Source organism: Nitrosomonas sp. (assembly GCF_019752095.1).
Classification (GTDB): Bacteria; Pseudomonadota; Gammaproteobacteria; order Burkholderiales; family Nitrosomonadaceae; genus Nitrosomonas.
Genome location: NZ_JAIEMO010000034.1, coordinates 63,747 through 85,662 on the forward strand (window position 1 = coordinate 63,747; position 21,916 = coordinate 85,662).

The following is a 21,916-nucleotide window of genomic DNA, read 5'->3' on the forward strand; positions in this document are numbered from 1 at the left end:
TTAATCGATCACTTCGCCAGTATCGTTGTCTATGATATGTCCAAGCCTTTCGCGCCTTGCAATAAGATCATCGCGCCGTTTTGCCGCTTCCAGCATCGCTCGTCGATGAATGTCATCCAGCTCTTCTTTTGGCGGGAATACGTTTAGATTGATGTCCTCTTTAAGCTCTATCTTGTTTCTCCACTGTTTCGGTCTTCTGTTAAACAACCACATGCGCTGCGCAGATACGTCCGGCGGTATTTGTCGCCTGGCCATAACAAGCTCATTACCTACTACTTTTTCTTCTTCAACGTAGTGCCTTCCAAGCGCTGATTTGTAGGTAGCTCGTGCAATCTTTGAGTCAGATTCCAGCTTCCCTTTCTGAATGGAGGCAAGGAACGCAGGATGCTCTTTCATCCAGTTTTTAACAGTCTGCTCTGACACGTTGAAATAAATTGCCACCTCTTCGTCTGTGGTACCTAATAGCGATAATCTATATACCTGTTTTATATACTCTTCTCTAAACAGAGTTGGCCTTCCAATCTCTTTTTCTGATGGTTCCTCCAAGGTTTCGCTGATGGTTTCCGGCTCATCACTCATGGTTTCCGAAACATGGTTAACCTTGGAAACCTTCGCCTTCTTGTTAACCTTGGAAACCTTGCTTGTATTTGCTTGTTTTACAGAATTATTTATTGCTTTTGCATTTCTTGCGCGAACTGGTTTGATGGTTTCCGGTTTGCTGATTTCGGAAACCTTCGTCCATTTTTCACGGATAGCAGTCTTGCGCAGAGCAACCCTCGATATTGGGATGTTCATTTCGTCAATAAGCCACGCATACCCTTCTCTAGCGTCTGATTCCCAGGTGCGGCGTACTCTCGCCCACTCTTCCTGGGTTAGTTTTGGTTTTGCTGCCATGATTTAGTCCTGGAATAGCCTTGGTTGCGGATTTGAGTCGATCTTGAAGCGATTGATGCCATTGGCCAGTTCCGCGTATATTTCCAGCTTGGTTCTTGACGTTCTGGTCAGCTCTGAGATTTTTTCCACCCTTGACAGTAGCGTATTACTACCCTTCATTTCATTGAACTCCGGATTAAGCTCAATGAATTTCTCTAGCGCTATTTCCAGGTCAACTGATGACCCAAAGAAGTGCTTCATGAATTTAGTTACCGCATTGATTCTATCCTGCAGCCGCCTGACCTTATCCATGTCGTCCTTTCGTCCTTGCTCCCATGCCTCGAATAGCCATTTTTGGGTTTCCCTTTCAGTGATTGCTTCCGCACTCATTTCCCAATCGCTTGATTCGCCAAACAGGAAATCGATTGAAACGTGATAGAGCTTTGCTGCGCGAACGATTAACCAAAGCGGTATTGAGTTAGTATCCGAACCGGCTTCAATCTTTGCCAGTTTCGATGAGTTAGAGTATCCAAGACGTTTAGCGGCTTGACTTTGACTGAGACCGTGGATCTCACGCGCCTCCCTCAAACGTTTACCAAGCATCTTTACTAGCCGGGTTCTATCCTCTGTTTTAGGAATATACTTTACAACTCTGGCCATCAAACGATCACTCCAGGTGATTAATCGAGTTTGTACCTATCCCTGCATGGCGCACACGTACCTTTTACTAATCTCTTTGATTCTTCGCCACACTGAAAGCATTCGCCACCAATGCCAGCGGGAATATTCGCCGCGTTTGATCTTATTTTTGCTATGTTCTTGTCATGAGCTTCTTGAATGAAGTCGTTTGCGTTATCTACATCATCCATACTCAGGCATTCTCCAAATCCAGTTCACGCACAATAACTACTACACCTGGGGTTAGCGCATAACGCTTTTTCTGCGATGTCTGGACTATCTGGACATCATCCATATAAACCACGCCGTTCATGCCGTCAGCGCACGCTTTAAAAATATTATCGATATCCGGTTTCTTAGTTGGGAATAACAAGCCATCCTGCGCAAGTTTCTTTTTTTTCCCTGACCATGAATCAGGTATCTGCAATCTGATATCCAATTCGACCGATACCGCGCCTTGTATCAATTCCCTTCCTGCCATTGCGATCTGTGCAGAATGTGCAATCAAGCCTTCATAGTTAACTGTCTTACTTGGCGTGTACATGGTTAAAGATTTCCCGCGCCGAGCCGCTTTTGGCCTGCCTTTTGCGACGGGATGTCCCGGAACAATGAATAGAATCTCGTTCACTTATTCAATTCCTGCCAGGCTTCATCGGTGTAAGGTATCCATGAAAATTTGTCGTTCATTTGCCCATAATGACTATGAAACAATACTCCGCTGATTTTTCTTGGCTTCCTATGATCTTTAATGATTATCAAATCTTCGTTCCTTTTTGGCATCCTCTCCGAACACTTAATCCAGTTAATGTTCATAATTCCCTCAAATTATATTTATTGATAATTTCCCCAAAGATTTCTTCCTCAAAAGCATTCAGCAACTCTATTGTCACCCCTGAAAGGCTGTTGATTCCAATTATTCCCTTGGATTTAATCTTCATTTGATTGGCCGTTAGCGATACCGCGTGCGGCAACAACACGTCATGCCTATCCTCATGGGTTGCCGATCCAGCGTGTGAGCCATGCGCCCATGTCATGTGATGGTTATGGCACAACGGGACCAAGTACCAATGAAGTGGCTTGATACCCACCCCGGAGTTGGCCGATGTTTTGACGTGATGCCCCACAACATCGCCATTGCATTCGATGTGTTTTGCAAACTTGGTACCGCAACAAGGCAATGTTTCAACGTATCGCTTATGATCGTTCTGCGTGTAGAATTCCGCTATCTCCATGCCGGTCCATAGCTTGGAGTTGCGGAAGTAACCATCAAGGTGCATTGCTTGAGCGAGTCGATTTGGTGTCTTGGTAGACCCACTTTCTGCTTCTCTCACCTCCGGGTATCTGTTAACCCGTATCGGCGCAATAGCTACCGGCATATCAATCTGGCCAAAAAGCCTGAAAAATTCTTCCCGGTACATTGGGTCAATATCAATCTGGACACGAATCGTTCCATCAACGAGTTCTTTCATGCTTCTGCGCGTTCCAGATACCGCACTTGCATCCTGGGGTTGCTGAGTCATGTGTCCTCCTAAGCAAACAACTGGCCGGGATTACTAGAAGCAAGTATCATGGATAGCCTGGCCAAGCCCTTGGCAGTGATTCTCGCTTGAGTAAAAATACGCTCCGATCCGTCATCCCTCTCAACTTTAGTGATCTTGTGCTCCATTAATCCGAATCTCAATTTATCGGAATACGCAAGTAACTCAGAACCCATAGGTCGCCTGTAAAGCCATTTTTCAGCAATCAATAGCTGTCTGAGTTTCTTTTCCTGGATTTGCAGAGTTTTAGCAGCGTCACGCACACAAAAAGAACCTTCGCCATGCGTTGCGATTCGATCAAGCGCATTAGCTTTAGGTGAGAGCTCTTCTACTTTACTTTCTAGCGTTATAACCTTCTCTGAATAACTCAATAACAGCCCCCTCATAATTTCCGGATTAGAAAGCGCTTTAATAGGATCAATCACACTTGATTTTGATCGCCGTTCGCACTCGATAAAATATTGTCTTGCTTCCTTACCTTTTGCGTTGCGCTCGACCATTGATATTTCTTTTGCCATATCGAGGCTTATTGCATATTCTTTTTGTGGCCGGCCACCCGAAGAGTTTTCGCCAGATTTGGCGAATACTGAAAAGTCTTGATTTTCAACAAATCCATACTGATCAATCCTGTCTTTTATCCAGTTTGAAAAATCTTTTCCAATTTTTAAGAATCCATGTAGCTCACGCGCATTGATAGCCGATACCGTTTCATCACCGATTGTAGTATTTGTTAATTTAATTAATTCATTCATTGCCTGTTCTCCGATTCATGCTGGTTGGGCTACCTTTTCTCTGAGACTCCATTGCCTTTGTATCTCCACTTTCAGCAAATCCAGTCGGTGTTGTCCGTGCAATTTGCCGTAATTATCAATTTCCCTGACTCGACCAGATTTACCCTTCATTTTGCATATACTTTTCGCAGTTTTGTATCGCTCAAGGCACTGCATTTTGAATTTTTCGGTATACGTTTCTCGTGGATTCTCAGTGCAATCCGGGCAGTAACATGGCATCAATTTTTCGGTATTACTTTACGGTTCATACCGATTCCGCATAATTTCTAAGCACTTCTTACATGTCACAGCCTCATCCCGATTTGTCCACATTGCTTTTGCAAGATTGATCGCACGCGGTTTTTTGAAGCACAAAGCAGACACCCCGCCGCTTTTATTAACCTTTACAGCTTTGTGATATGGCTTAACATTTGGATATCCCATGCACGCTAAAACCAATTAAAAACAAGAACTCCCAAACTTACAAAAGTCACGATCATGGATATAATCATAATCAACGTTGAGTCTCTGGATTTATCCATTTCACGTAACTTGCTGGCCGTTTCTATCTCTGCTATTCCTTGCCAGCGAAGCGCCTGTTTCTTTGCATCGTCTTTAGCATATTCAAGCGCGACGACTTTTAAATTTAAAGCTCTAACTTCCTCATGCTTTTCAGTTAATTCGCCGTACACAGCCGAAGTCATCCTGGCTATTGCGACCCTTGCGCTTTGATTTTCTTCATGAAATCCCGACATATCACCAACAGGGCGTATTAATCTACTGTTTTCTAAACATTTTTCATTCACTTTTTGTTACTCCATTGATGATTTTCTTATTTAAAACCGCATAAACTTCTTCCATCCTTATTGCAGCCTCTTCTCTCGATATCGTGGTCTTGCCAGGCGCGGGAATTGCAACCAGTTTTGGTGGCACTTCGTTGGGCAAGCTTCCTTCGATAATTTTCTGTCTTGCTTTATCAATAGCTGCTTTCCAGCGCACTTTGATTGATGCGTAAGGGAAGTTTTTCAGATCATTCCCAAGGGTTGCAGCAGCCCAATAAATGATTGCAGACGACCATTTATCCTTGGCCTCCTTGCGCCGATGCATCTGATCTACCGCTTCGTAAAACGCGCGTTCGAGGTCTATTGTGGGTCTACATGCGACCTTGAATTTGTCGCAGTCTGGCAGGTAGTCGTACTGAGCCGACAGTCCACGCTTGATTTCTTCCGGTGTGAATCCAGCAAGTTCCTCACCCCAAACTTTCTTTGCGTTTTCAATACCTTCATCAAGTGTATTTTTTCCAATCTTCCCGGTTGAATATTCGGCAAGAAAACGGTTTCCAAATCGTCCATGAAATCGTTTGAATATTTCTTCAACCCAGTTTTTTGGCAGTGGATTCATGCTCTATAACCTCACCTTCAATACATTTTTCGTTGCTACTTTCGTTTCCAAAGATTGACCTTGCCGCGATTGACGCTATTTGCTGCCTTGATTGGTAGGGTGGCGGTGCTTGTGCCTTGTGGTACCACTCAGCTTTGAATCCTTGCCAGCCGTTTGTGCAGCACAGAATCAATGCGTCTTGCAGTGATATTCCGGCTTGTGCAGCTTCTCTTCTGAATCCCTGCATAGCGGTTGCGGTAATGGGTGCCTTTTTTTGTTTTCTAAGAATCAAAAAGTCTTTGATGACTTGTTCATCAACATCAGGAAGTAAATTCTTTATTTCCGGATCAATCCCATTTTCTTTTTTGATTATTTTTTCTTTAATTGATGGTTCTATGATGGTTAATGATGATTCTAATGATTCGGGTGCAACAGCTATTGCACCCTTTGTGTCGTCACTTGCACCCTTTATGTCGTCACTTGCACCCTTTATGTCGTCAGTTGCACCCTTTATTGGAAGATTAATGGGTGCAATTTCTGCACCCTTTGTCTCAGATTTAAAGGGCGCAATATTTGCACCCTTTATCCAGTCAATATTTATTTTGTATTCGCGTGCTTTGCTTCGACCACCTTTCTCATCAGCCACAACAATCAACCATCCACTTTCTTCCATTTTTCTAAGCTGGTATTGGATTGTTCTTTCTGATTGGCGGGTTTTTTCTGCAAGATGTTTTACGGATGGGTAAACATTGGTTCCGTCATCACTAGCGTGATCAGAAATAGCTAATGCTAAAAGCATTTCACCACCTCCATTCGGATACCTTTCAAACACCTCTGTCATGATCTTAATGCTCATGAGGATCGCCTTTACTTGGATGGTCGTGTTGCATTAGTTGAAGCAAAACGCATTTATAAGCATCGTGCATGCCCTGCCACCCAATGAGCAAATACCGCCAACAACATTGCTCATAGGTACAGTTGTGACTGTGACGGGGTATCCTGAGTACCCATTACTTACCCTCACCTAGCAGCCTGTTTAATTTTTCTTCATGTATTCTTGATACCTCTTCTCGACCGTGAGCGTGAATCTCGAGAATTGTTCTGAAATATTCAGCTGGGGTCATGCCGTTCTCATGCGCTCTTCTGACCAGGATTTCAGCAGTGCTGAAAGCCAGTCTTAATTTGAATTCTTCGGTACATTTTCCAAAATTGCTCATACGTCGATCTTTATTTCGCATTTGTATAATAAAAACAGTGGCTAATAATTGTTAGTTATTTGGTTCTTATTATTTTTTGTTGGTTAATTTTTTGAATACTTTTTATAGAATTATGAAAACTTATAATGCCACTACAAATTCTCTAGAGGGATTCCGGTCGCTCTTGAGACTGGTTTCGCGCTTTTCCTTGAAACATGACCTCGCTTCACCCACTGCTGTACAGCTTGAGGAGTTATGTCTATTAAATTAGCCAAGGCAGTCTGCCCACCAGCAATTTCAATTGCCTTTTCGAGTGACTTCCTCATTAATTCCTTTTCTTCAATATGATTCATTTTTTAAGATAGAATGGTTTATTACAAGTTTATCTTACAATAATAGATATGCTATTACAAGTTATTCTTTCAACTTTATTACAAGGTTTGCTTGTATGATTTTGCGCATGGGAGATAAATTTGCTAACAGGCTGAGAGAATGTTTAGGCAGTTCTGACTTGAAAGGTGGGCAGACACGTCTAGCAATCTTTTTGGGTGTAAAACCGCAAGCCGTTCAACAATGGCTGTCTGGAGAGACAGAGCCAAGACCAAGCAGATACAGGAAAATTGCAGAATTTTTCAAAATGTCTGAACAAGAGTTTCTGTTTGCTGGATCGAGTGAATTAAGCGATCATAAAAATACAATCAAGGATGATTCCGCGTTAATCGAATTTCTTGGTGTCGGAAAAGACGGAATTGATTTAGAGCGCATGGAACAGTTGAAGATATTTTTTCATGCGCCAAAAAAGACGCGAGAAAAAGCAATACAAACGATAAAAAAACCTGGAGATGGAAGAAGCAAGAAAACAGGAGAGGGGGAATAAGGTGGCAAGCCTTACCAACTGGTGCTACTACGACAGATGTGCGTGCAAGAAGTAACTGATAACCATTTCTTAATCAATGAGATGTCATAGTATGAATGTCATATACCACTCCCGGTAATTATAGAGTCGGCCATTAAACAGTTCTATTTTTCATAGCAGAGAAAGCCGAAATACGGGGATTCTAGTAAATCTTTTTAATGGCCGGATCAGTAGAAAGTAACGTCTTCAAGCAATATTAATATAAATAATCAAGGGGGCAGTATGAAAAATTTGCACGTAATAATACTTGCGGGAGCACTACTCTCAACTCCAGCAGCTTATGCAGATTGGTCGATTGTGGCGTTGGAAAGATTAGATAAAGGAGATAACACTGGAGGTAACATTGCCAATGCCATCAATGATTTGGGTCAAGTAGTTGGTAATAGTGGCTTTTTTGATAATGGCTTTATTACCGGCCCTAATGGTGTTGGCATGACTGAATTAGGTACTTTTTGGGGCGAAACCACCGCGAATGACATCAACAATTCCGGGCAGGTGGTTGGATCATCTTATACCGGCAGCCAATTACGTGCTTACATTACAGGTCCTGACGGTGTAGGTATGACCGATCTGGGTAGCTTAGGTGGGTACGTCAATGGTGCCACTGCAGTGAACGATTCCGCGCAAACAGCTGGGTATACTTATATAGGCACCCCAGGAACTCACGCTTTCGTTACCGGACCTAATGGTGTCAACATGATTGATTTGGGTAAATCATCGGATGGTGATAGCTATCCCACTAGCATCAACGAGGCTGGGCAAGTAATTGGAAACTATTACGGCAATAGTGGTACCCACGCGTTCATGACAGGCCCAAATGGCATTGACATAACTGAGTTGGATACCTTGGGAGGGAAAACTAACTTTGCTTATAGTATTAACGATTCAGGACAGATAGTTGGATCGTCCTCTACCGGCAATGGCTCCCACGCTTTTATTACAGGCCCTAATGGTGCTGGTATGACCGATTTAGGTACTTTGAGTGGTGGCGGAAGCAGTTCTGCTACTAGCATCAACAATTTGGGGGAAGTTATAGGTTTAGCTTCGACTGCTAATGGTGATTACCATGCTTTTCTTTATAGTCACGGTGGCATGACGGATCTCAGTGTGCTGGATGTTGTTATTGCAACCGGCTGGACTGACATTCAAGTTACTGACATCAATAATAATGGTCAAATAGTTGGATATGGAACTGATGGTTATTATACTCAGGCATTTCTGCTGTCCTACACGCCCGATACCATATTTGATCCGCAGCCTATTTTTATACCTCAAATCCCCGAGCCATCAACCTACCTTATGCTGCTGGCTGGGCTGGGGTTGCTGGGATTAAGAAAATATAAAGCAGCATAAAAAAACAACGCATTAAAAAGGGCGGCATTAAGCGCTGCATACCACGAGAAAGAATTAGGGATTGACCCAATTATCTAGTGGTTAGAAACACATAGATAACTGGGAGATCTAGCTAAGTTATATGGAAATAGCCAAATCTTAGTAGATTATGCACTAAATCAATAAATAGTTGTGTGCGATAGTTCACTTTGCACATGCACTTTAAATCATAAGCCACCAATGAAAAACATAATTGCTATAAGGAAGAAATTGCGTTATTTTTTTGAATAACATTGCTGTAAACAGAAACGCAAATGGATTACAAAATATTACTGATGGTCTTCATAACAGTTTTTATCGCGGAACTTGGTGACAAAACTCAGCTTGCTACTATGTTATATGCTGCCGACAAAGAAGTCAGCAAGTGGACTGTATTCATCGGGGCTTCTCTCGCCTTGATTACCACTTCAGCAATCGGCGTTTTAGCAGGCAGTCTAATTTCCGATTACATTAGTATAAAGCACCTAAAATTCATTGCAGGAGCTGGTTTTATTATTATTGGTTTTTGGACATTAATCAAAGCGTAACTCAATAAACACTTAAATTGTGATTTTAAGGTACTCAGCAACAATGGAAAATGAAGCAAGGCAGCATGAGTCAGGGATATACCACTATGTGGGATGAGTTTGTTACTGTAAATTATAAAGACAATTAATGTCAAAGTTGTGTAAGTCCCTCCTAGTTTATGCTAGTTTAAAACAACCCAATTTTTAATTACTCAAGATCAAGGAGATTAGTACTTAACCACTTCGCTCCAGACGAGGCTTTTATTGCCTAGAGTTTGGGCATAACATAGTAACCACAAAATGAGAAAGCGCGTTCCTTGGTGGAAAGGAACGCGCTTATAGGAGCCACCTCTTGAGTATCCCACTTCGTGAAATTGCGAGGCAACAATTACTGGGTTGGAGCCTTAACTGGAGTTAGAGACACCAGTTAAAACTATACCAATATCACCGTGAATATTTTGTGATAACAAAACTCCTTGGCAATTAGAATCCAGCGCAGTGCGGGTATTTTTATTGCCACATATAATCTAAATTTCAGCGTTTCTGATATTTTATATTGATTCATAAATGTTATTAGATCGGTAGATTTTATTAATGATTCCGTCATACTGTAGTAACAATCATTCTTTACAATAAACCTCATTCGCAATCTAATAATCAAATCATCATGATAAAACCAATTGATCTGTCTTTATTTCTGTTAGTAATCGTACTTATCTTGATCTACTAAAATCTCGTTTCGCTCCCTGCGTTATAGCCCGCTCCGGCGGGTTTTTTAATTTATTTTTGATTGTGGCAAAGCGAACAGACAATATAAAACCAGAATAAGACACTTATCTTTTTAAAAGTAAAAGGATATGTTATGAAATATTCTAATTTAGAACTATCACTTTCAATCCCCCTAGGCCAGCACCGGAATACGTTCCTCCTAATGATCCAGGGCCAGAACCAATACCACCAGAACAAGAGCCCCCCTATCAACGTGCCTCCAGAAGTCGATCCTCCTGAAGAAATGCCTCCAATGCAGGATACCTCAATAAAAAGAGGTAGTGGTTCAGCTTAAAATTTTCTGAACTACAACTTGTTTTTTAAAGATTTTAAGGAAGCATATCTTTATTTGTGTAAAATAAATCTTCTTTTATTTCTGGAGAATATCATGAATAATTTTGCATTATCAATAGTATGCGCAATATCTCTAGTTGTTTCAGGAATTCAGTCTGCATTCGCTGAAAATGTTGCTACAGTAGGCGACACTGTCTTTATTCTTGATAATCCAGCATCAGGTTCTCCTCAATTAATCGCTAGCATTCTTAATGCTGACAGCACCACAAATCCTAATCTCTGTTTCAGCGGTCAGTCTTCTCTTAATCTGGGGCTCGGAGAAGGTATTTCAGCCACCGATATAATTGTCAATAACGGTACCGCGATTATTACTACAACGAGCACAGATGTTCCTGGCGGTGTTATTTTTAGGGATGTGTCAAGTTGTATAGCTGCTAATTCGATATGTATGGCTACAGTCAACGGTAGTCTGCTAACTATCCCTTGCGTTCAATATAACAACCAGGTACTTACTGTCGTGCTTGAACAACGCGGCAATTCAATGAACTGGGAATTAACTTCTTCACCCATTTTAAATGATACTTTTGCAGGATCTAAAGCAAACAAGAGAAATTAGAGTTATTGTTAAGAAATGAAGGGTTGGATGGTGGTTCAGAAAATTTCAAACTGAACCAATACCTAAAAAGATGATTGATGGTATAAATATTCATTCCTGCCTAATTTCACATTAAAACGGCGAAGAGACTTTGTTAACAACCGTACAGAAGTAATTTTTAATCATTTTAAAATATCATCTTTCCCAATAAATTGGAGCTTATTATGTCTATCGATATAAATAATACTGATAAATAAAACGTCGATAACTCACGGCCTACTAAAAAACATTGCTGTTACTATGATATGTGCAGTATTACTAGCATTTGCTTTAATTGCTATAGGGGTATGGGGGTTTACAATGTAGAAATCAAATAAGAAATTATGCCCTATAAACCGCCTAAGTGGCGGCTTGCTTCTTCCTGACCTATTTTCGGCCTAATTGAGTCATTCCTGAATAAGTATTAACTTTCTCTGCCATAACCAAATTCTTTTGGTTTGTATTAAGAAATACTTTTAAATTTCGAGGGGGCATAATAATGGTAAGAATTGTACAAATTATCGAAAAATACTCTGGTAACAGAGTGGCTGAATATCCTGTATATCTTGAACTAATTGATGATCCTTCCGACCAAGATTATCTTAATGACGCTTGGGATATAGCAGTTAATGAGAGTCTCGTAAATAAAGATATTCGGAATAATTACAAAATTGAAATAATTGATAAATTAATTTCAGAATAATTATGTGCGGACGTTTTGTATTATCTTATCCATCTTCCCGCCTATTAGAATGGTACAAAGCGGCTTCCATGCCCGAAATACAGCCAGCATTCAACATAGCACCCATGTCCCCTATCTTAGTAATCCGTGAAAGATTCGAAGGCCGCGAAGGTACATTCATGCGCTGGGGTTTAGTTCCACGCTGGGCAAAAGATTTAAAGAAAATACCACTTCTCAACAATGCGCGTGCAGAAACGGTAGCAATAAAACCAATTTTCAAGCATGCCTTCCGTTCACAAAGATGCATAATTCCTGCCACGGGATTCTATGAATGGAAGTCGCCGAAAGATGGAAAACATAGACAGCCTTACTATATTTCAACCAATGAGGATGGATGCCCTACGTCATTTGCAGGAATCTGGGATACCGTCTCAATTAACGACACCACTATCGAAAGCTGTTCAATCATCACGACAGAAAGCAATGATCTAGTGCGCCCCATTCATGATCGTATGCCAGCACTACTTCCCTATGAATCAATTGATATTTGGCTTAAGCCGGATACATTACCTGAAGAAATGCTGGATTTTTTTCTTAAGCCTTATGATTCTGAAAAAATGCAAACCTGGCCAGTATCAACTGATGTTAACAAAGCATCTAATGAGGGTGAACAATTGATTCAACCTGTTAATACTGAATCATAGTCCCGCACTTTAAACTTGCAGATCATTCAATGAAATAACAACCCGCTCCGGTGGTTTTTTGTTGACCTCTTTACAATGGCCATGCTCTAGCCCTCTCAATTACGAGGGATTAAACAACTTTTTTCAAGTAATTATGTATTCATTTTTTCCTGATAATAGGCATTGTTAATCAACAAGCAAAAACAGGGGCCTGAACCCCCGTTCTGGATTAAATCAAGTTAAGAATTAAATTGCAGTTTCTTTTCTGCGACGTGCCATGAATCCAATCAAGCTCAAACCAGCAAGCAACATAGCGTAAGTTTCTGGTTCTGGAACTGGCGATGTTGCAACATACCACGCTGAATCGCCATTACTGCCTATACCTTGCACGTGCAATGCCATCTCACCATTGAAGCCAGGAAGCGCGGTGGATCCTAACCCCCCCACATTCCAAGTAACGGATTCAAGCCCAGTCAGCTTATCATTCTTAGGATTGATCATATCGTACCTGAAATCAAATATGCCTGTTGGACCCCCGCCATTTTGCAGGTTAACTGCGGTTACGCCTCCACCCACATTGGTTGATATAGTAGCTGGTTTTACTCCGTCAACAGCCATAGATCCAATAAATGAACTGGAACCAAAGATACTATTTAAATCTAAAGCTGAAAGAGTAAATGTCCAATTTCCACTGCCATTATCGGTAATTTCTAGATCTGCAAAATATGGATTGGTTGGACCATTTCCAGCTAATAACTGCCCAAATTGATAAGATGCTGCTTGAACAGCACCCCCACAAGTAAGAAAACCTGCTGCAATAATTGATAATGTTAATTTGCGTAAAGTCATTTTAATTAGTCCCTAAAATATTTATCTAGCTTGATCATTTCTTTAGTGCTGGTTGCTTCGGAAATTTAAAAGTACAGATTTATTTTCTTTAATTTTTAATAATAGCAATGTTATCTAGCGTTGAGTAGAACCACAATAGGAAATAAGTACTTGTTTATTAGTGCACCTGTACTGGTTAATACTAGTTGTTCTCTAGGACACATGACCGTTCAATTTCTTCCTGTTTTAGCCTACCTGATTCTCTATTCATAACACATCCTGATTTTAGATTTCTCCTTCAATTTATCTAGCATTTTAAGTAACCCTATAAGGTTTATTGATTAGTAATTACAGAATCATTTTTTCTTGTAATTTCTAGCACAAGCAAATAATCATTTTTTATCCGCATTTATTTTCCATATCCAAATTGACGAAGATATTTCAGCAAAATTACAAGTTTTGCTTGACTTGCTACAAGCTGTACTTGTAGTATATTTCACATCAACACATCATAAGTCGTAAGCGCAGATGAGTTGATCAGATCAATAAGGAGGAGATGCTATGTACAAAAATACAGATATGAAAAGCTTCCGCACAACAGAAGGGGCGCACGTTACGAGAATTGGATCGTTTCTTATGATCGCTGTGCTTCTTGCTGTGTTGGCATGGATGGGTGAAAGAGACCATCAAGCCAAGCTAGACCAGGTGCGTGAGGCCGCTCAGTGCAATGAATCGGGTGATAAATCATGAATATGACTATCAACATGCCCTGCTGCAAAGATTCTCATTTTGCTAATTTCTGCTACTGGTTGTCACGCGGTTATTCAATCAAAAGAGCGTTCAAGTTAAGGAGATTGTAATGATTAAGCAAATTCTATTTGTATTGATTGAGCTCTTTTCTGCTCCGAATAACCAGAATCAACGCGATACCGATTACGAAGATTTCATGCTGTCAGTCAGTACGAATGATTCAGATCGCGGCAGGGATTGGATATGAGTGAAGATCAATTCTACTTACAAGACTCAAGAGGAAATGTTGGCAACGACATGTTGTTTTGGGCGAAAGACGGCAAGGGCTATACCTCCGATTTTAACAAAGCACATGTATTTACCAGAGATCAGGCATTTAAACAAAATAAATGCAGAGATACCGACATACCTTGGCCAAGACGATACATCGATAGCATTTCACGGCCAGCAGTGGATTTTCAATACGCAAACATTGACGTGGCATATACAAATGCCGGGATAGATGCCAGTGGTAAGGATGTAAATCATGGTTGACCCAACACTAAAAGTACGCGCCTCATCCTGGGCCGGACTCTTCGACTGTGCGTACAGATGGGAAGGAATTCACTTGTTAGGGATGAAAAACGTAGTCGGTCTACGCGCCGCGTTAGGCACCGCAATACATGCCGGTTCTGCGGTTTTTGATCAGGCCGTACTGGATGGTGATGAAATCACAGCATCAGATGCTGCCGGGGTTTTTGTAGATAAATTGCGTGATCCGGAGAATGAGTATGACCGCAACAAGGATGACTTGACTTTTGGTGAGGCTGAAAGCATCGGTATCTCATTGCTTACCAAATATTGCAAAGAAGTATCCCCTAATTACAATTTTGTCGCAGTGGAAATGGAAACCAAACCGCTGGATATTGATTGTGGCGGTGGCACCGTGATCAGGTTAACTGGAACGATGGATCGGGCGAGAATCAAGAAGGATGGCAACGGAGGTGTAGGGATTGCAGATTTGAAGAGTGGTAGCGCTTCTGTGCAAAAGGGCGTTGCTGTGACCAAGGGGCATGGTGCGCAAATAGGCACTTATGAGTTGCTATATGAGCATACAACCGGGATGTCAATTACTTCAGAAGCCGAAATCATTGGCCTAAAAACCAAAGGCAAAGCTGAAATAGCAACTGGAACCCTCAGCAATGCAAAGCGAATCATGGTTGGCACCGAGGACAGCCCTGGATTGATTGAGTTTGCGGCTGATATGTTCAGGTCAGGAAGGTTTTACCCGAATCCCAAGTCGTTATTATGCAGTGAAAAATACTGCCCACGTTGGGATAAATGCGTATTTAAAGGAGATTAGTACACATGAACACAAAACCAGCAACAAAATTAACTGAATTAAAGAATCCTGATTCGGTGGTCGGACAAGATTTGGCTGTAGACTTTTTTTCCAAAAATGGATTTGAATTAGCAATAAGGATTGCGAAAGCGTTTTCAACTTCTGATGCGGTTCCGGCCGCATTTAGACAGTTCACCGAAAAGAAAGAATTTGGGAAAACTCTCACAATTGAAAATAGTGCGGCAATTGGTAATTGTCTTGTAGCTATCGAGGTTGCTAAATCTGTTGATTTATCGATGATCTCTGTTATGCAAAACGCAGATGTTATTCAGGGCAAATTGCGTTGGTCCTCCAAATTTCAGATTGCCGCCGTGAATGCGTCAGGAAGATTTTCGCCGCTACGCTTCAAGCTGAACGACCTTGGTCGCATTAATGCCACTTACAAAGAAAAACAGGATTGGGATAAGCAAAAGAATCGCTACAACTTCAAGGAACACACAGTAGAGATTGATAACTGGGAATGTATTGCCTGGGCATACGTGATCGAAAATGGCAAACCTACTGATGAGATAGTTCAGTCGATACCAGTAACGATGCAAATGGCCGTCGAGGAAGGATGGTATGCGAAAGATGGATCGAAGTGGCAGGGATCGATGAGATTCCAAATGCTGCAGTACCGCGCCGGCACCTTCTTTGCATCGATCTACGCACCAGATGTAATCATGGGCATGGGCAAAAGCACAGAAGAGCATCACGACATTATTGATGTATTTGCGCAAACAGACGGCTCTTACTCAACTGGCCCCGCCACTCTGCAAGACATCCGCTCATCACCTGATGTTAGCGATATCGACGGCGGCGTTTCGGATGATAACGGATCAATCGAGACTAAAACCCAACAAGAGAAATCTACTGAAACGAAGCCAGTTGAAACAAAAAAGGCTGAAACAAAGCCGGTCGATACAAAAACCGTAACAAAATCCGATGAGCCCACGCCAGAAGAGCAAGAAAAAATCCGGCAACAACTCATCAGAGAAGCTGCGGCAGAAAGAGAGAGTGAAGCTGATCACAACAGCAGTTATAACTTGGAGTAATTGTCTGTGAGACAGAAATCGCAACTCAAATCAACTCAAAAAAATCAACGTGGAGAGTTAGCATGAGCAAAAAAGAACAGGATTTTAGACATATGACAGCGCAAACAGTAGGCCGTGATCTATTGGAAGCGCTCGTGCAGGAAATTAAATTGCTACCTGACGTGTGGCCAAAACTAAACAAGAACAAACAGAATGATGTTATCGACCGGCTGCGCAGTCGCGTCGAAGATAACGTGCGCATGGCAGTTTACACATTGGCCGCAACAGATAATGTAGTCGTTGCCGGGCAGTTGGATCAAATAACGATCAAGGATGGGGTTAAGGCTGTAGTCAAGTTCAGCACCAAAACGCCCGGCATGGAGGGGCTTTACGAAGCGGCTGGTGAAAGCAAGGGCGTATTGATCGTTGTGGCTGATGCGCAGGATTACATGCAAAGCATCAATAAAGTAGTGGGTGAGGATGATCAACGGGCGATGGACTTGGGGCATGAGTACCATGATAACGATGGAGGTGGTATGGATGATGCGATTGAGGGTGAAGTTATAGGATTACCAGAGAAGGTAATCACCGAAGAAGATAAAGCCCAGGCTTGGGATGATGGCTACCAGGCAGCGAATGAAGGTAAGCCGCAATCCGATTGCCCGATCATAGCCGCCGAACTTGTTAAAGAATGGGTTCGCGGGTTTAAAGCTTGGCATGAAGAAAACCCAAGCAATGATGAAATCGAAGAAAACGACGACAAGGATGCGGCCTAATCATGAGAATCAACCGAATCAACGTTCAAAACATGATCGCGGTACGTTCTGCTGAAATTAAGACGGATGCATCAATACAACTGATCTGCGGCTCAAACGAGGCTGGCAAAAGCAGTATGTACGAGGGCATTATCCATGCTCTGACCGGCGAGAGCACGCGCGTTTCACTCAAAAAGAATTATAAGCACCTGGTCAATGATAACGACACTGTTGGATACACGCAGGTTGAGTTCGACGACGACAGAACGGCAACAATCACATTGCCGAACGGGACGCATGAACTTAAAGAGTCATTGCATTATGCAATTAACTACGTGTTGACCCCTGCCCTGTTTGCCAACTCATCGGCTGATGTCCGAGGAAAGCTGTTATTTGACCTGGGAAACCTGCGCAGCGATGGCGCAGAAGTAAAGCAGAAATTGCTGGATCGTAAGTGCGATGCGGATAAGGTTGGAATGATTATGCCTTTCTTGAAATCCAGTTTCGAGAACGCTGAAAAGCACGCCACGGAAAATGTAAAGCAATCACGCGCTAATTGGAAAGCAGAAACTGGTGAGGTGTACGGCGAAATTAAAGCGGGATTGTGGAAAATCGAACCACCGGTGATTGACCCGAACATTCTAACGGACGCAAAAATGGAATTGGTAGCAATTGATGAGAAAATCGAAGCCGCCAATCAAAAATTGGGCGCGTTACAAGCGCAAATCAACGGTTCATCGCAACGAGCTGGAGAAATTCAACGCCTTGAAAATGAATCGGTAAAGATTGATCGGATAAAGGCCAAACTCAGCAAAGATCGCACGGAAACGATGGCGTGGTTAACCAAGGTTGAGGATACTCGCAGAATGGCCGAGGGTTCTGTGCCTGGTGCAGTAGCGGTTCAATGTCCTAGCTGCAAAGCTGAATTGACTTACAATGGCAAGGAATTGATTGAACGCAAGGGCGATTTGCATGGCGATGAAGAGTCTGCGGTTAAGTTGCCGGAGTACGAGCAAACACTAACCATGTTTCGTAATTCCGTAAAAAATGGAGAGCGTGATCTTGCGAACGCTGAGAACGCGAAACTACGACTGGATGAACTTAAAAAAGAGGCCGCAGAAGTTATCAGTGAAGAGCGTGTAACGATCCTGCGTACGGAAATTACTACACTCAAAGAGGGTCGAACCAAGGCACAGAACGCACTTGATCTGATCAACAAGAACATCAAGGCAGCAACAGAAGCTGAGTCTAAGACCAAAAAAGCAGCCGGGCACCACGCTGATGTTATGGCCTGGGATTTGATCGCACGATCACTGGCAACAGACGGCATACCAGGCGAAATGTTATTAGCCTCACTCGAACCGCTCAATAACCGATTAAATTTGTCCTCAAAGACAACCGGATGGAAGCGGGTCACTATCAGTCCAGATATGTCAATCAGCTACGACGAACGACCTTATAGCCTGTCGTCAGCATCGGCCAAGTGGCGTGCCAATTTGATGATCGCAGAGGCTATCAGTCACATATCAGGAATCAAGTTTTTCATGTGTGATGAGTTCGATTTGCTTGATTTGCCAGGTCGAAACAAATGTCTTGGGTGGCTAGTAAGTCTAGCGAAGTTCAATGAAATCGATACCGTGATGGTTTTTGGAACCATGAAAGCACTTCCTACTGGACTACCAACATCGGTGCAAGCGAACTGGATTGAGAACGGCGTGATTCAGGAAAGAAAGGCTGAAGCTGCTTAAATGAATTTCATCATTGAAACATTGAAAATTATTGCGTTTGGAATCTCTGCGATTTTGCTGATTGAGTGGATTAAGTACATCGCTTAGTAATGAAAAAGACATCCGAAGAGCAGCACGTCTGGGTTACCGAATTCAACGTGAAATTGAAATAAACAGATGTGGCCACCAAGGGTTTCTACGTCTTGGCGGCCACAGAGACATTATGCATTTGATTTAGCGGTCAGAAATGAAATAACTTTAACGAAAAGTTTACTTGCATTAATAAACAGGAGCTTATATGGACATTTATCAACAATATCTTGAATACATATCAAACACCGAAGAAGGGGTAACAGTTGAGAATTTTATTGATAATTGGAAGCCGGTAGGAATTAAAGTGTTAAAAGAACTGAAATCAAATAATCTAATAACTGTTGATAATAACAATAGAATTCATTTAACAGATATAGGAAAAATTGCTAGAACAACCTGATAATAAACGAGTAGCTCAATGAAGCACGATATCATGAAATTATGCACAGACGCCGGCATGACCGAAGAAGAATTTTTCACAGAAATAAGACTCTGCTATGCATCGTATGTCGCTGCACTCCTTGATGAAAAGCAAAATGCAAATGTTGTTATTCATACAGCAGTTTTCCCAGATGGAGATATTGTGATTGAATCACGCAAACAGCCTGGAAGAAAAAAGATTACGATAAACTGAAATGAGCATATTCCTAGACGATGATGATGTTGCAAGGCTTGCCGGAACTAAGATTAAGTCTCGGCAGGTTGCGCAATTGCGCGTTATGGGCATATTATTCTACATCAATGCGTCAGGCCGCCCTGTTGTACCTAAATCAGCAGTAGAAGGTAACAGTAAGCAAATTAACCAACCAGAGCAAACCTGGATGCCGAACGTTCTAAAACATGGGTAGAAAGCCATCCATAAATTTACAATTACCAAAAGGACTACGCGCACGCAAGCGTGGCGTTAAGATTTGGTATTACTACGACACAGGCGGGAAACCGCGCATCGAAATACCGCTAGGAAGTGATTACGCGATTGCAGTTAAGAAATGGGCTGAATTGCAAATTAACGCAAAGCCAAGACACCTTGAAGTTATTACGTTTCGTTATGTCGCAGAGCGATATATACGTGAAGTAATTCCCAGCAAGGCACCTGCCACGCAGCACGATAATTTTCGAGAACTTCAGCAGATTTACAAATTCTTTGATAGCCCCCCTTCCCCGCTGCATGCAATAAAACCGATCCATATCCGACAATATATGGACTGGCGTAAGACGATACGCGCGAATCGTGAGAAAGCACTTATCAGCCATATTTGGAATAAGGCCCGGGAATGGGGATATACCGACCTGCCCAATCCATGCTCAGGTGTAAAAGGTTTTAAAGAATCAGGACGCAAGAATGTTTATGTTGATGATGCCACCTATAAAGCCGTGCATAACGTGGCGAGTCAACCATTACGTGATGCTATGGATTTAGCTTACCTCAGCGGACAAAGGCCGTCAGATGTTCTTAAAATGACTGAGCATGATATTCAGGAAGGGCATATCTCAGTTACACAAAATAAGACTGGCGCAAAGATTAGAATAAATATCCAAGGTGAGTTATCTATACTAATTGAACGTATATTATTAAGAAAATCCACTTACAAAGTTCGTAGCTTTTATTTAATCGTTGATGATGCCGGTCAGAAATTTTCTTATAACTCATTCCGTGGACACTTCGATAAAGCCCGCGAGCTTGCTGGTGTTGATAAAGATAAATTTCAGTTCAGAGATATACGGGCGAAAGCCGGAACTGATAAAGCGGATTCAAGTGGCGATATTAGGCAAGCGCAAAGACAACTAGGACACTCATCAGTGACTATGACTGAAACTTATATTCGTGAGAGAAAAGGAAGTAAGGTGACGCCAACAAAGTGAAGTGATTCTGTTCCGCAAAACAAAAATGACCCGCATGGATAAACGATCTAAAGGACTATAAAATCCGCTATTTGCGGAACGACATTATCTGGAATGTTATTTTAAATCAGTCGCTTGTTTAGGGACTTAAAATCCCTCGGGCCGAAACGCCCGTGCCGGTTCGATTCCGGCCCCGGGCACCAATTCAAAATTTCACACCGAATCCAGAACCGTAAAGTTAAATGCCTCGAGGTTGTACTAAAGATAAAGGTGATTTAACACTAGTAGCGATTTAATACGATTTCTAACACAAATTTGCTACCAATATAAGCCAGTAACAATATAACAAATCCGGCTAAGGTCCAGCGAATCGCTATGCGCCCTCGCCACCCATAGAATTGACGACCGGCCAATAACGCCGCAAAGACCCCCCACGAGATAAAGCCAAATAGAGTTTTATGAGAAAATGTCAGCGATTGGCCAAATACTTCCTGCGAAAACACAATACCGCTCATGAGCGTCAATGTGAGTAAAATAAACCCGACCCAGATGATATGAAACAGTAATTTTTCCATTGCCAACAGCGGTGGCAAATTGGTAAATACTGAACGTGACGCGGGATGATGCAATTGGCGTTCGACGACTGTCATTAACAGTGCATGTAGCGCCGCTATTGTCAGCAAGCTATAGGCCATCATTGCAACCAACAAGTGCGCTTTGAATGCAGGTAATTCCGTATTCTCAAGCGGACGCAGGGACGGAAAAATCAATGGTAACAATACTGCGATTGCTGCAGCCCATGCAATGGGTGCGACTAAAGTTTGCAACCCTTGTAAGCGTTTAAAAAATCCTGAGAACCAATAAATGAAAGCGGTCAACCAAACAATGGTTGAGATTGCATTGTTCAAACCAAAGCTAAGCCCTGAACCAATAAACATGGATTGATAAAGTGTTAGGGCATGCAGCAGCAAGGGAACAAGCATGGCATAATGCACCCACGTAACTTTCACTAACACATGATCGCCCACTTCAGATGCCGTTTGGCTCCATGTATTCCGCCAGAAAAACCAACCAATCAGTATATAAAGCAAAAAAGCTGTGAGATAAGTTAAAATGCTGGTCATTGATAGTTCTAATTTGATTTGCCGAAATAATTGTTTAGTCTACATGGCACGTTAGCAAATTCAAAGAGCTGATCCAGATATTTATTAGAATGG

General features: G+C 42.1%; 30 protein-coding genes and 1 pseudogene. 18 read left to right on the plus strand and 13 right to left on the minus strand.

From position 1 onward, the window contains the following. The 11 genes from K2Q13_RS10340 to K2Q13_RS13330 form a co-directional block, all read right to left on the minus strand. Positions 1-894 carry a hypothetical protein gene (locus tag K2Q13_RS10340; protein ID WP_292920997.1) on the minus strand — a complete coding sequence of 298 codons (894 nt, stop codon included), beginning with the start codon at positions 892-894 and terminating at the stop codon, positions 1-3. 3 nt (positions 895-897) lie between these two features. Beyond that, positions 898-1,533, minus strand: coding sequence for a helix-turn-helix transcriptional regulator (locus K2Q13_RS10345; RefSeq protein ID WP_292920998.1), 636 nt, complete (start codon positions 1,531-1,533; stop codon positions 898-900). Positions 1,534-1,744: 211 nt separating this feature from the next. After that, the gene (locus K2Q13_RS10350) at positions 1,745-2,179 is read right to left on the minus strand and encodes a RusA family crossover junction endodeoxyribonuclease (RefSeq protein WP_292921000.1); all 435 of its coding nucleotides are present in this window, start codon (positions 2,177-2,179) and stop codon (positions 1,745-1,747) included. Next, the gene (locus tag K2Q13_RS13325) at positions 2,176-2,364 is read right to left on the minus strand and encodes a DUF551 domain-containing protein (RefSeq protein WP_365725767.1); all 189 of its coding nucleotides are present in this window, start codon (positions 2,362-2,364) and stop codon (positions 2,176-2,178) included. The genes K2Q13_RS10350 and K2Q13_RS13325 overlap by 4 nt, the downstream gene beginning before the upstream one ends. After that, positions 2,361-3,071, minus strand: coding sequence for a hypothetical protein (locus K2Q13_RS10355; RefSeq protein WP_292921001.1), 711 nt, complete (start codon positions 3,069-3,071; stop codon positions 2,361-2,363). The genes K2Q13_RS13325 and K2Q13_RS10355 overlap by 4 nt, the downstream gene beginning before the upstream one ends. Before the next feature lie 8 nt (positions 3,072-3,079). Then, complete coding sequence (locus tag K2Q13_RS10360; RefSeq protein WP_292921002.1) at positions 3,080-3,841, minus strand: antA/AntB antirepressor family protein; 762 nt, start codon at positions 3,839-3,841, stop codon at positions 3,080-3,082. Between the two features lie 467 nt (positions 3,842-4,308). Next, entirely contained in the window at positions 4,309-4,665 is a 357-nt protein-coding gene (locus K2Q13_RS10365) for a hypothetical protein (protein ID WP_292921003.1), read from the minus strand. Further along, positions 4,658-5,260 carry a hypothetical protein gene (locus tag K2Q13_RS10370; RefSeq protein ID WP_292921004.1) on the minus strand — a complete coding sequence of 201 codons (603 nt, stop codon included), beginning with the start codon at positions 5,258-5,260 and terminating at the stop codon, positions 4,658-4,660. The genes K2Q13_RS10365 and K2Q13_RS10370 overlap by 8 nt, the downstream gene beginning before the upstream one ends. Continuing rightward, the gene (locus K2Q13_RS10375) at positions 5,232-6,095 is read right to left on the minus strand and encodes a helix-turn-helix domain-containing protein (protein WP_292921005.1); all 864 of its coding nucleotides are present in this window, start codon (positions 6,093-6,095) and stop codon (positions 5,232-5,234) included. Before K2Q13_RS10375 ends, K2Q13_RS10370 begins: the two co-directional genes overlap by 29 nt. A gap of 154 nt (positions 6,096-6,249) precedes the next feature. After that, entirely contained in the window at positions 6,250-6,456 is a 207-nt protein-coding gene (locus K2Q13_RS10380; protein WP_292921006.1) for a hypothetical protein, read from the minus strand. A gap of 131 nt (positions 6,457-6,587) precedes the next feature. Continuing rightward, positions 6,588-6,788: a YdaS family helix-turn-helix protein gene (locus K2Q13_RS13330; RefSeq protein ID WP_365725770.1), complete on the minus strand. Its 201-nt coding sequence runs from the start codon at positions 6,786-6,788 to the stop codon at positions 6,588-6,590. Between K2Q13_RS13330 and K2Q13_RS10385 the strand changes: the two genes are divergently transcribed. From K2Q13_RS10385 to K2Q13_RS10410, 7 genes and pseudogenes are all read left to right on the plus strand, one after another. Further along, on the plus strand, positions 6,749-7,312 hold the full coding sequence (locus K2Q13_RS10385; protein ID WP_292921007.1) for a helix-turn-helix transcriptional regulator: 564 nt from the start codon (positions 6,749-6,751) through the stop codon (positions 7,310-7,312). The genes K2Q13_RS13330 and K2Q13_RS10385 overlap by 40 nt on opposite strands. Positions 7,313-7,573: 261 nt before the next feature. After that, positions 7,574-8,704: a PEP-CTERM sorting domain-containing protein gene (locus K2Q13_RS10390; protein WP_292921008.1), complete on the plus strand. Its 1,131-nt coding sequence runs from the start codon at positions 7,574-7,576 to the stop codon at positions 8,702-8,704. Between the two features lie 293 nt (positions 8,705-8,997). Further along, entirely contained in the window at positions 8,998-9,270 is a 273-nt protein-coding gene (locus tag K2Q13_RS10395; RefSeq protein WP_292921009.1) for a TMEM165/GDT1 family protein, read from the plus strand. 41 nt (positions 9,271-9,311) lie between these two features. Further along, positions 9,312-9,398, plus strand: a pseudogene (locus tag K2Q13_RS13335) (DUF4113 domain-containing protein); the annotation flags it as partial. Positions 9,399-10,405: 1,007 nt separating this feature from the next. Beyond that, a complete protein-coding gene (locus tag K2Q13_RS10400; protein ID WP_292921010.1) occupies positions 10,406-10,927 on the plus strand; it encodes a hypothetical protein in 522 nt (173 codons plus the stop codon). A 517-nt stretch (positions 10,928-11,444) separates the two neighbouring features. Beyond that, positions 11,445-11,648, plus strand: a complete 204-nt coding sequence (locus K2Q13_RS10405) for a hypothetical protein (RefSeq protein ID WP_292921011.1) — start codon at positions 11,445-11,447, stop codon at positions 11,646-11,648. Between the two features lie 2 nt (positions 11,649-11,650). Further along, positions 11,651-12,331, plus strand: a complete 681-nt coding sequence (locus K2Q13_RS10410) for an SOS response-associated peptidase (RefSeq protein ID WP_292921013.1) — start codon at positions 11,651-11,653, stop codon at positions 12,329-12,331. A gap of 225 nt (positions 12,332-12,556) precedes the next feature. On the opposite strand, the gene K2Q13_RS10415 is transcribed toward K2Q13_RS10410, so the two are convergent. Continuing rightward, complete coding sequence (locus K2Q13_RS10415) at positions 12,557-13,159, minus strand: FxDxF family PEP-CTERM protein (protein WP_292921014.1); 603 nt, start codon at positions 13,157-13,159, stop codon at positions 12,557-12,559. A gap of 540 nt (positions 13,160-13,699) precedes the next feature. Here K2Q13_RS10415 and K2Q13_RS10420 point away from each other — a divergent pair. From K2Q13_RS10420 to K2Q13_RS10470, 11 genes are all read left to right on the plus strand, one after another. Then, the gene (locus K2Q13_RS10420; protein ID WP_292921015.1) at positions 13,700-13,888 is read left to right on the plus strand and encodes a hypothetical protein; all 189 of its coding nucleotides are present in this window, start codon (positions 13,700-13,702) and stop codon (positions 13,886-13,888) included. A gap of 109 nt (positions 13,889-13,997) precedes the next feature. Then, on the plus strand, positions 13,998-14,135 hold the full coding sequence (locus K2Q13_RS10425; RefSeq protein ID WP_292921016.1) for a hypothetical protein: 138 nt from the start codon (positions 13,998-14,000) through the stop codon (positions 14,133-14,135). Further along, the gene (locus tag K2Q13_RS10430; RefSeq protein ID WP_292921017.1) at positions 14,132-14,422 is read left to right on the plus strand and encodes a hypothetical protein; all 291 of its coding nucleotides are present in this window, start codon (positions 14,132-14,134) and stop codon (positions 14,420-14,422) included. Before K2Q13_RS10425 ends, K2Q13_RS10430 begins: the two co-directional genes overlap by 4 nt. Beyond that, entirely contained in the window at positions 14,415-15,230 is an 816-nt protein-coding gene (locus tag K2Q13_RS10435) for a PD-(D/E)XK nuclease family protein (RefSeq protein ID WP_292921018.1), read from the plus strand. Before K2Q13_RS10430 ends, K2Q13_RS10435 begins: the two co-directional genes overlap by 8 nt. Positions 15,231-15,235: 5 nt before the next feature. After that, the gene (locus tag K2Q13_RS10440) at positions 15,236-16,303 is read left to right on the plus strand and encodes a hypothetical protein (protein ID WP_292921019.1); all 1,068 of its coding nucleotides are present in this window, start codon (positions 15,236-15,238) and stop codon (positions 16,301-16,303) included. 62 nt (positions 16,304-16,365) lie between these two features. Beyond that, positions 16,366-17,058, plus strand: a complete 693-nt coding sequence (locus tag K2Q13_RS10445; protein ID WP_292921020.1) for a hypothetical protein — start codon at positions 16,366-16,368, stop codon at positions 17,056-17,058. A gap of 2 nt (positions 17,059-17,060) precedes the next feature. Then, positions 17,061-18,785: an AAA family ATPase gene (locus K2Q13_RS10450; RefSeq protein WP_292921022.1), complete on the plus strand. Its 1,725-nt coding sequence runs from the start codon at positions 17,061-17,063 to the stop codon at positions 18,783-18,785. 277 nt (positions 18,786-19,062) lie between these two features. Then, complete coding sequence (locus tag K2Q13_RS10455) at positions 19,063-19,257, plus strand: hypothetical protein (protein WP_292921024.1); 195 nt, start codon at positions 19,063-19,065, stop codon at positions 19,255-19,257. Between the two features lie 57 nt (positions 19,258-19,314). Further along, complete coding sequence (locus K2Q13_RS10460; protein ID WP_292921025.1) at positions 19,315-19,491, plus strand: hypothetical protein; 177 nt, start codon at positions 19,315-19,317, stop codon at positions 19,489-19,491. A gap of 1 nt (position 19,492) precedes the next feature. Continuing rightward, a complete protein-coding gene (locus K2Q13_RS10465; RefSeq protein ID WP_292921026.1) occupies positions 19,493-19,705 on the plus strand; it encodes a DUF4224 domain-containing protein in 213 nt (70 codons plus the stop codon). Beyond that, positions 19,698-20,720, plus strand: coding sequence for a tyrosine-type recombinase/integrase (locus tag K2Q13_RS10470; RefSeq protein ID WP_292921027.1), 1,023 nt, complete (start codon positions 19,698-19,700; stop codon positions 20,718-20,720). Before K2Q13_RS10465 ends, K2Q13_RS10470 begins: the two co-directional genes overlap by 8 nt. Positions 20,721-20,980: 260 nt before the next feature. On the opposite strand, the gene ccsA is transcribed toward K2Q13_RS10470, so the two are convergent. Then, positions 20,981-21,823, minus strand: a complete 843-nt coding sequence (gene ccsA, locus K2Q13_RS10475; protein WP_292921028.1) for a cytochrome c biogenesis protein CcsA — start codon at positions 21,821-21,823, stop codon at positions 20,981-20,983. Positions 21,824-21,916 lie beyond the last annotated feature (93 nt).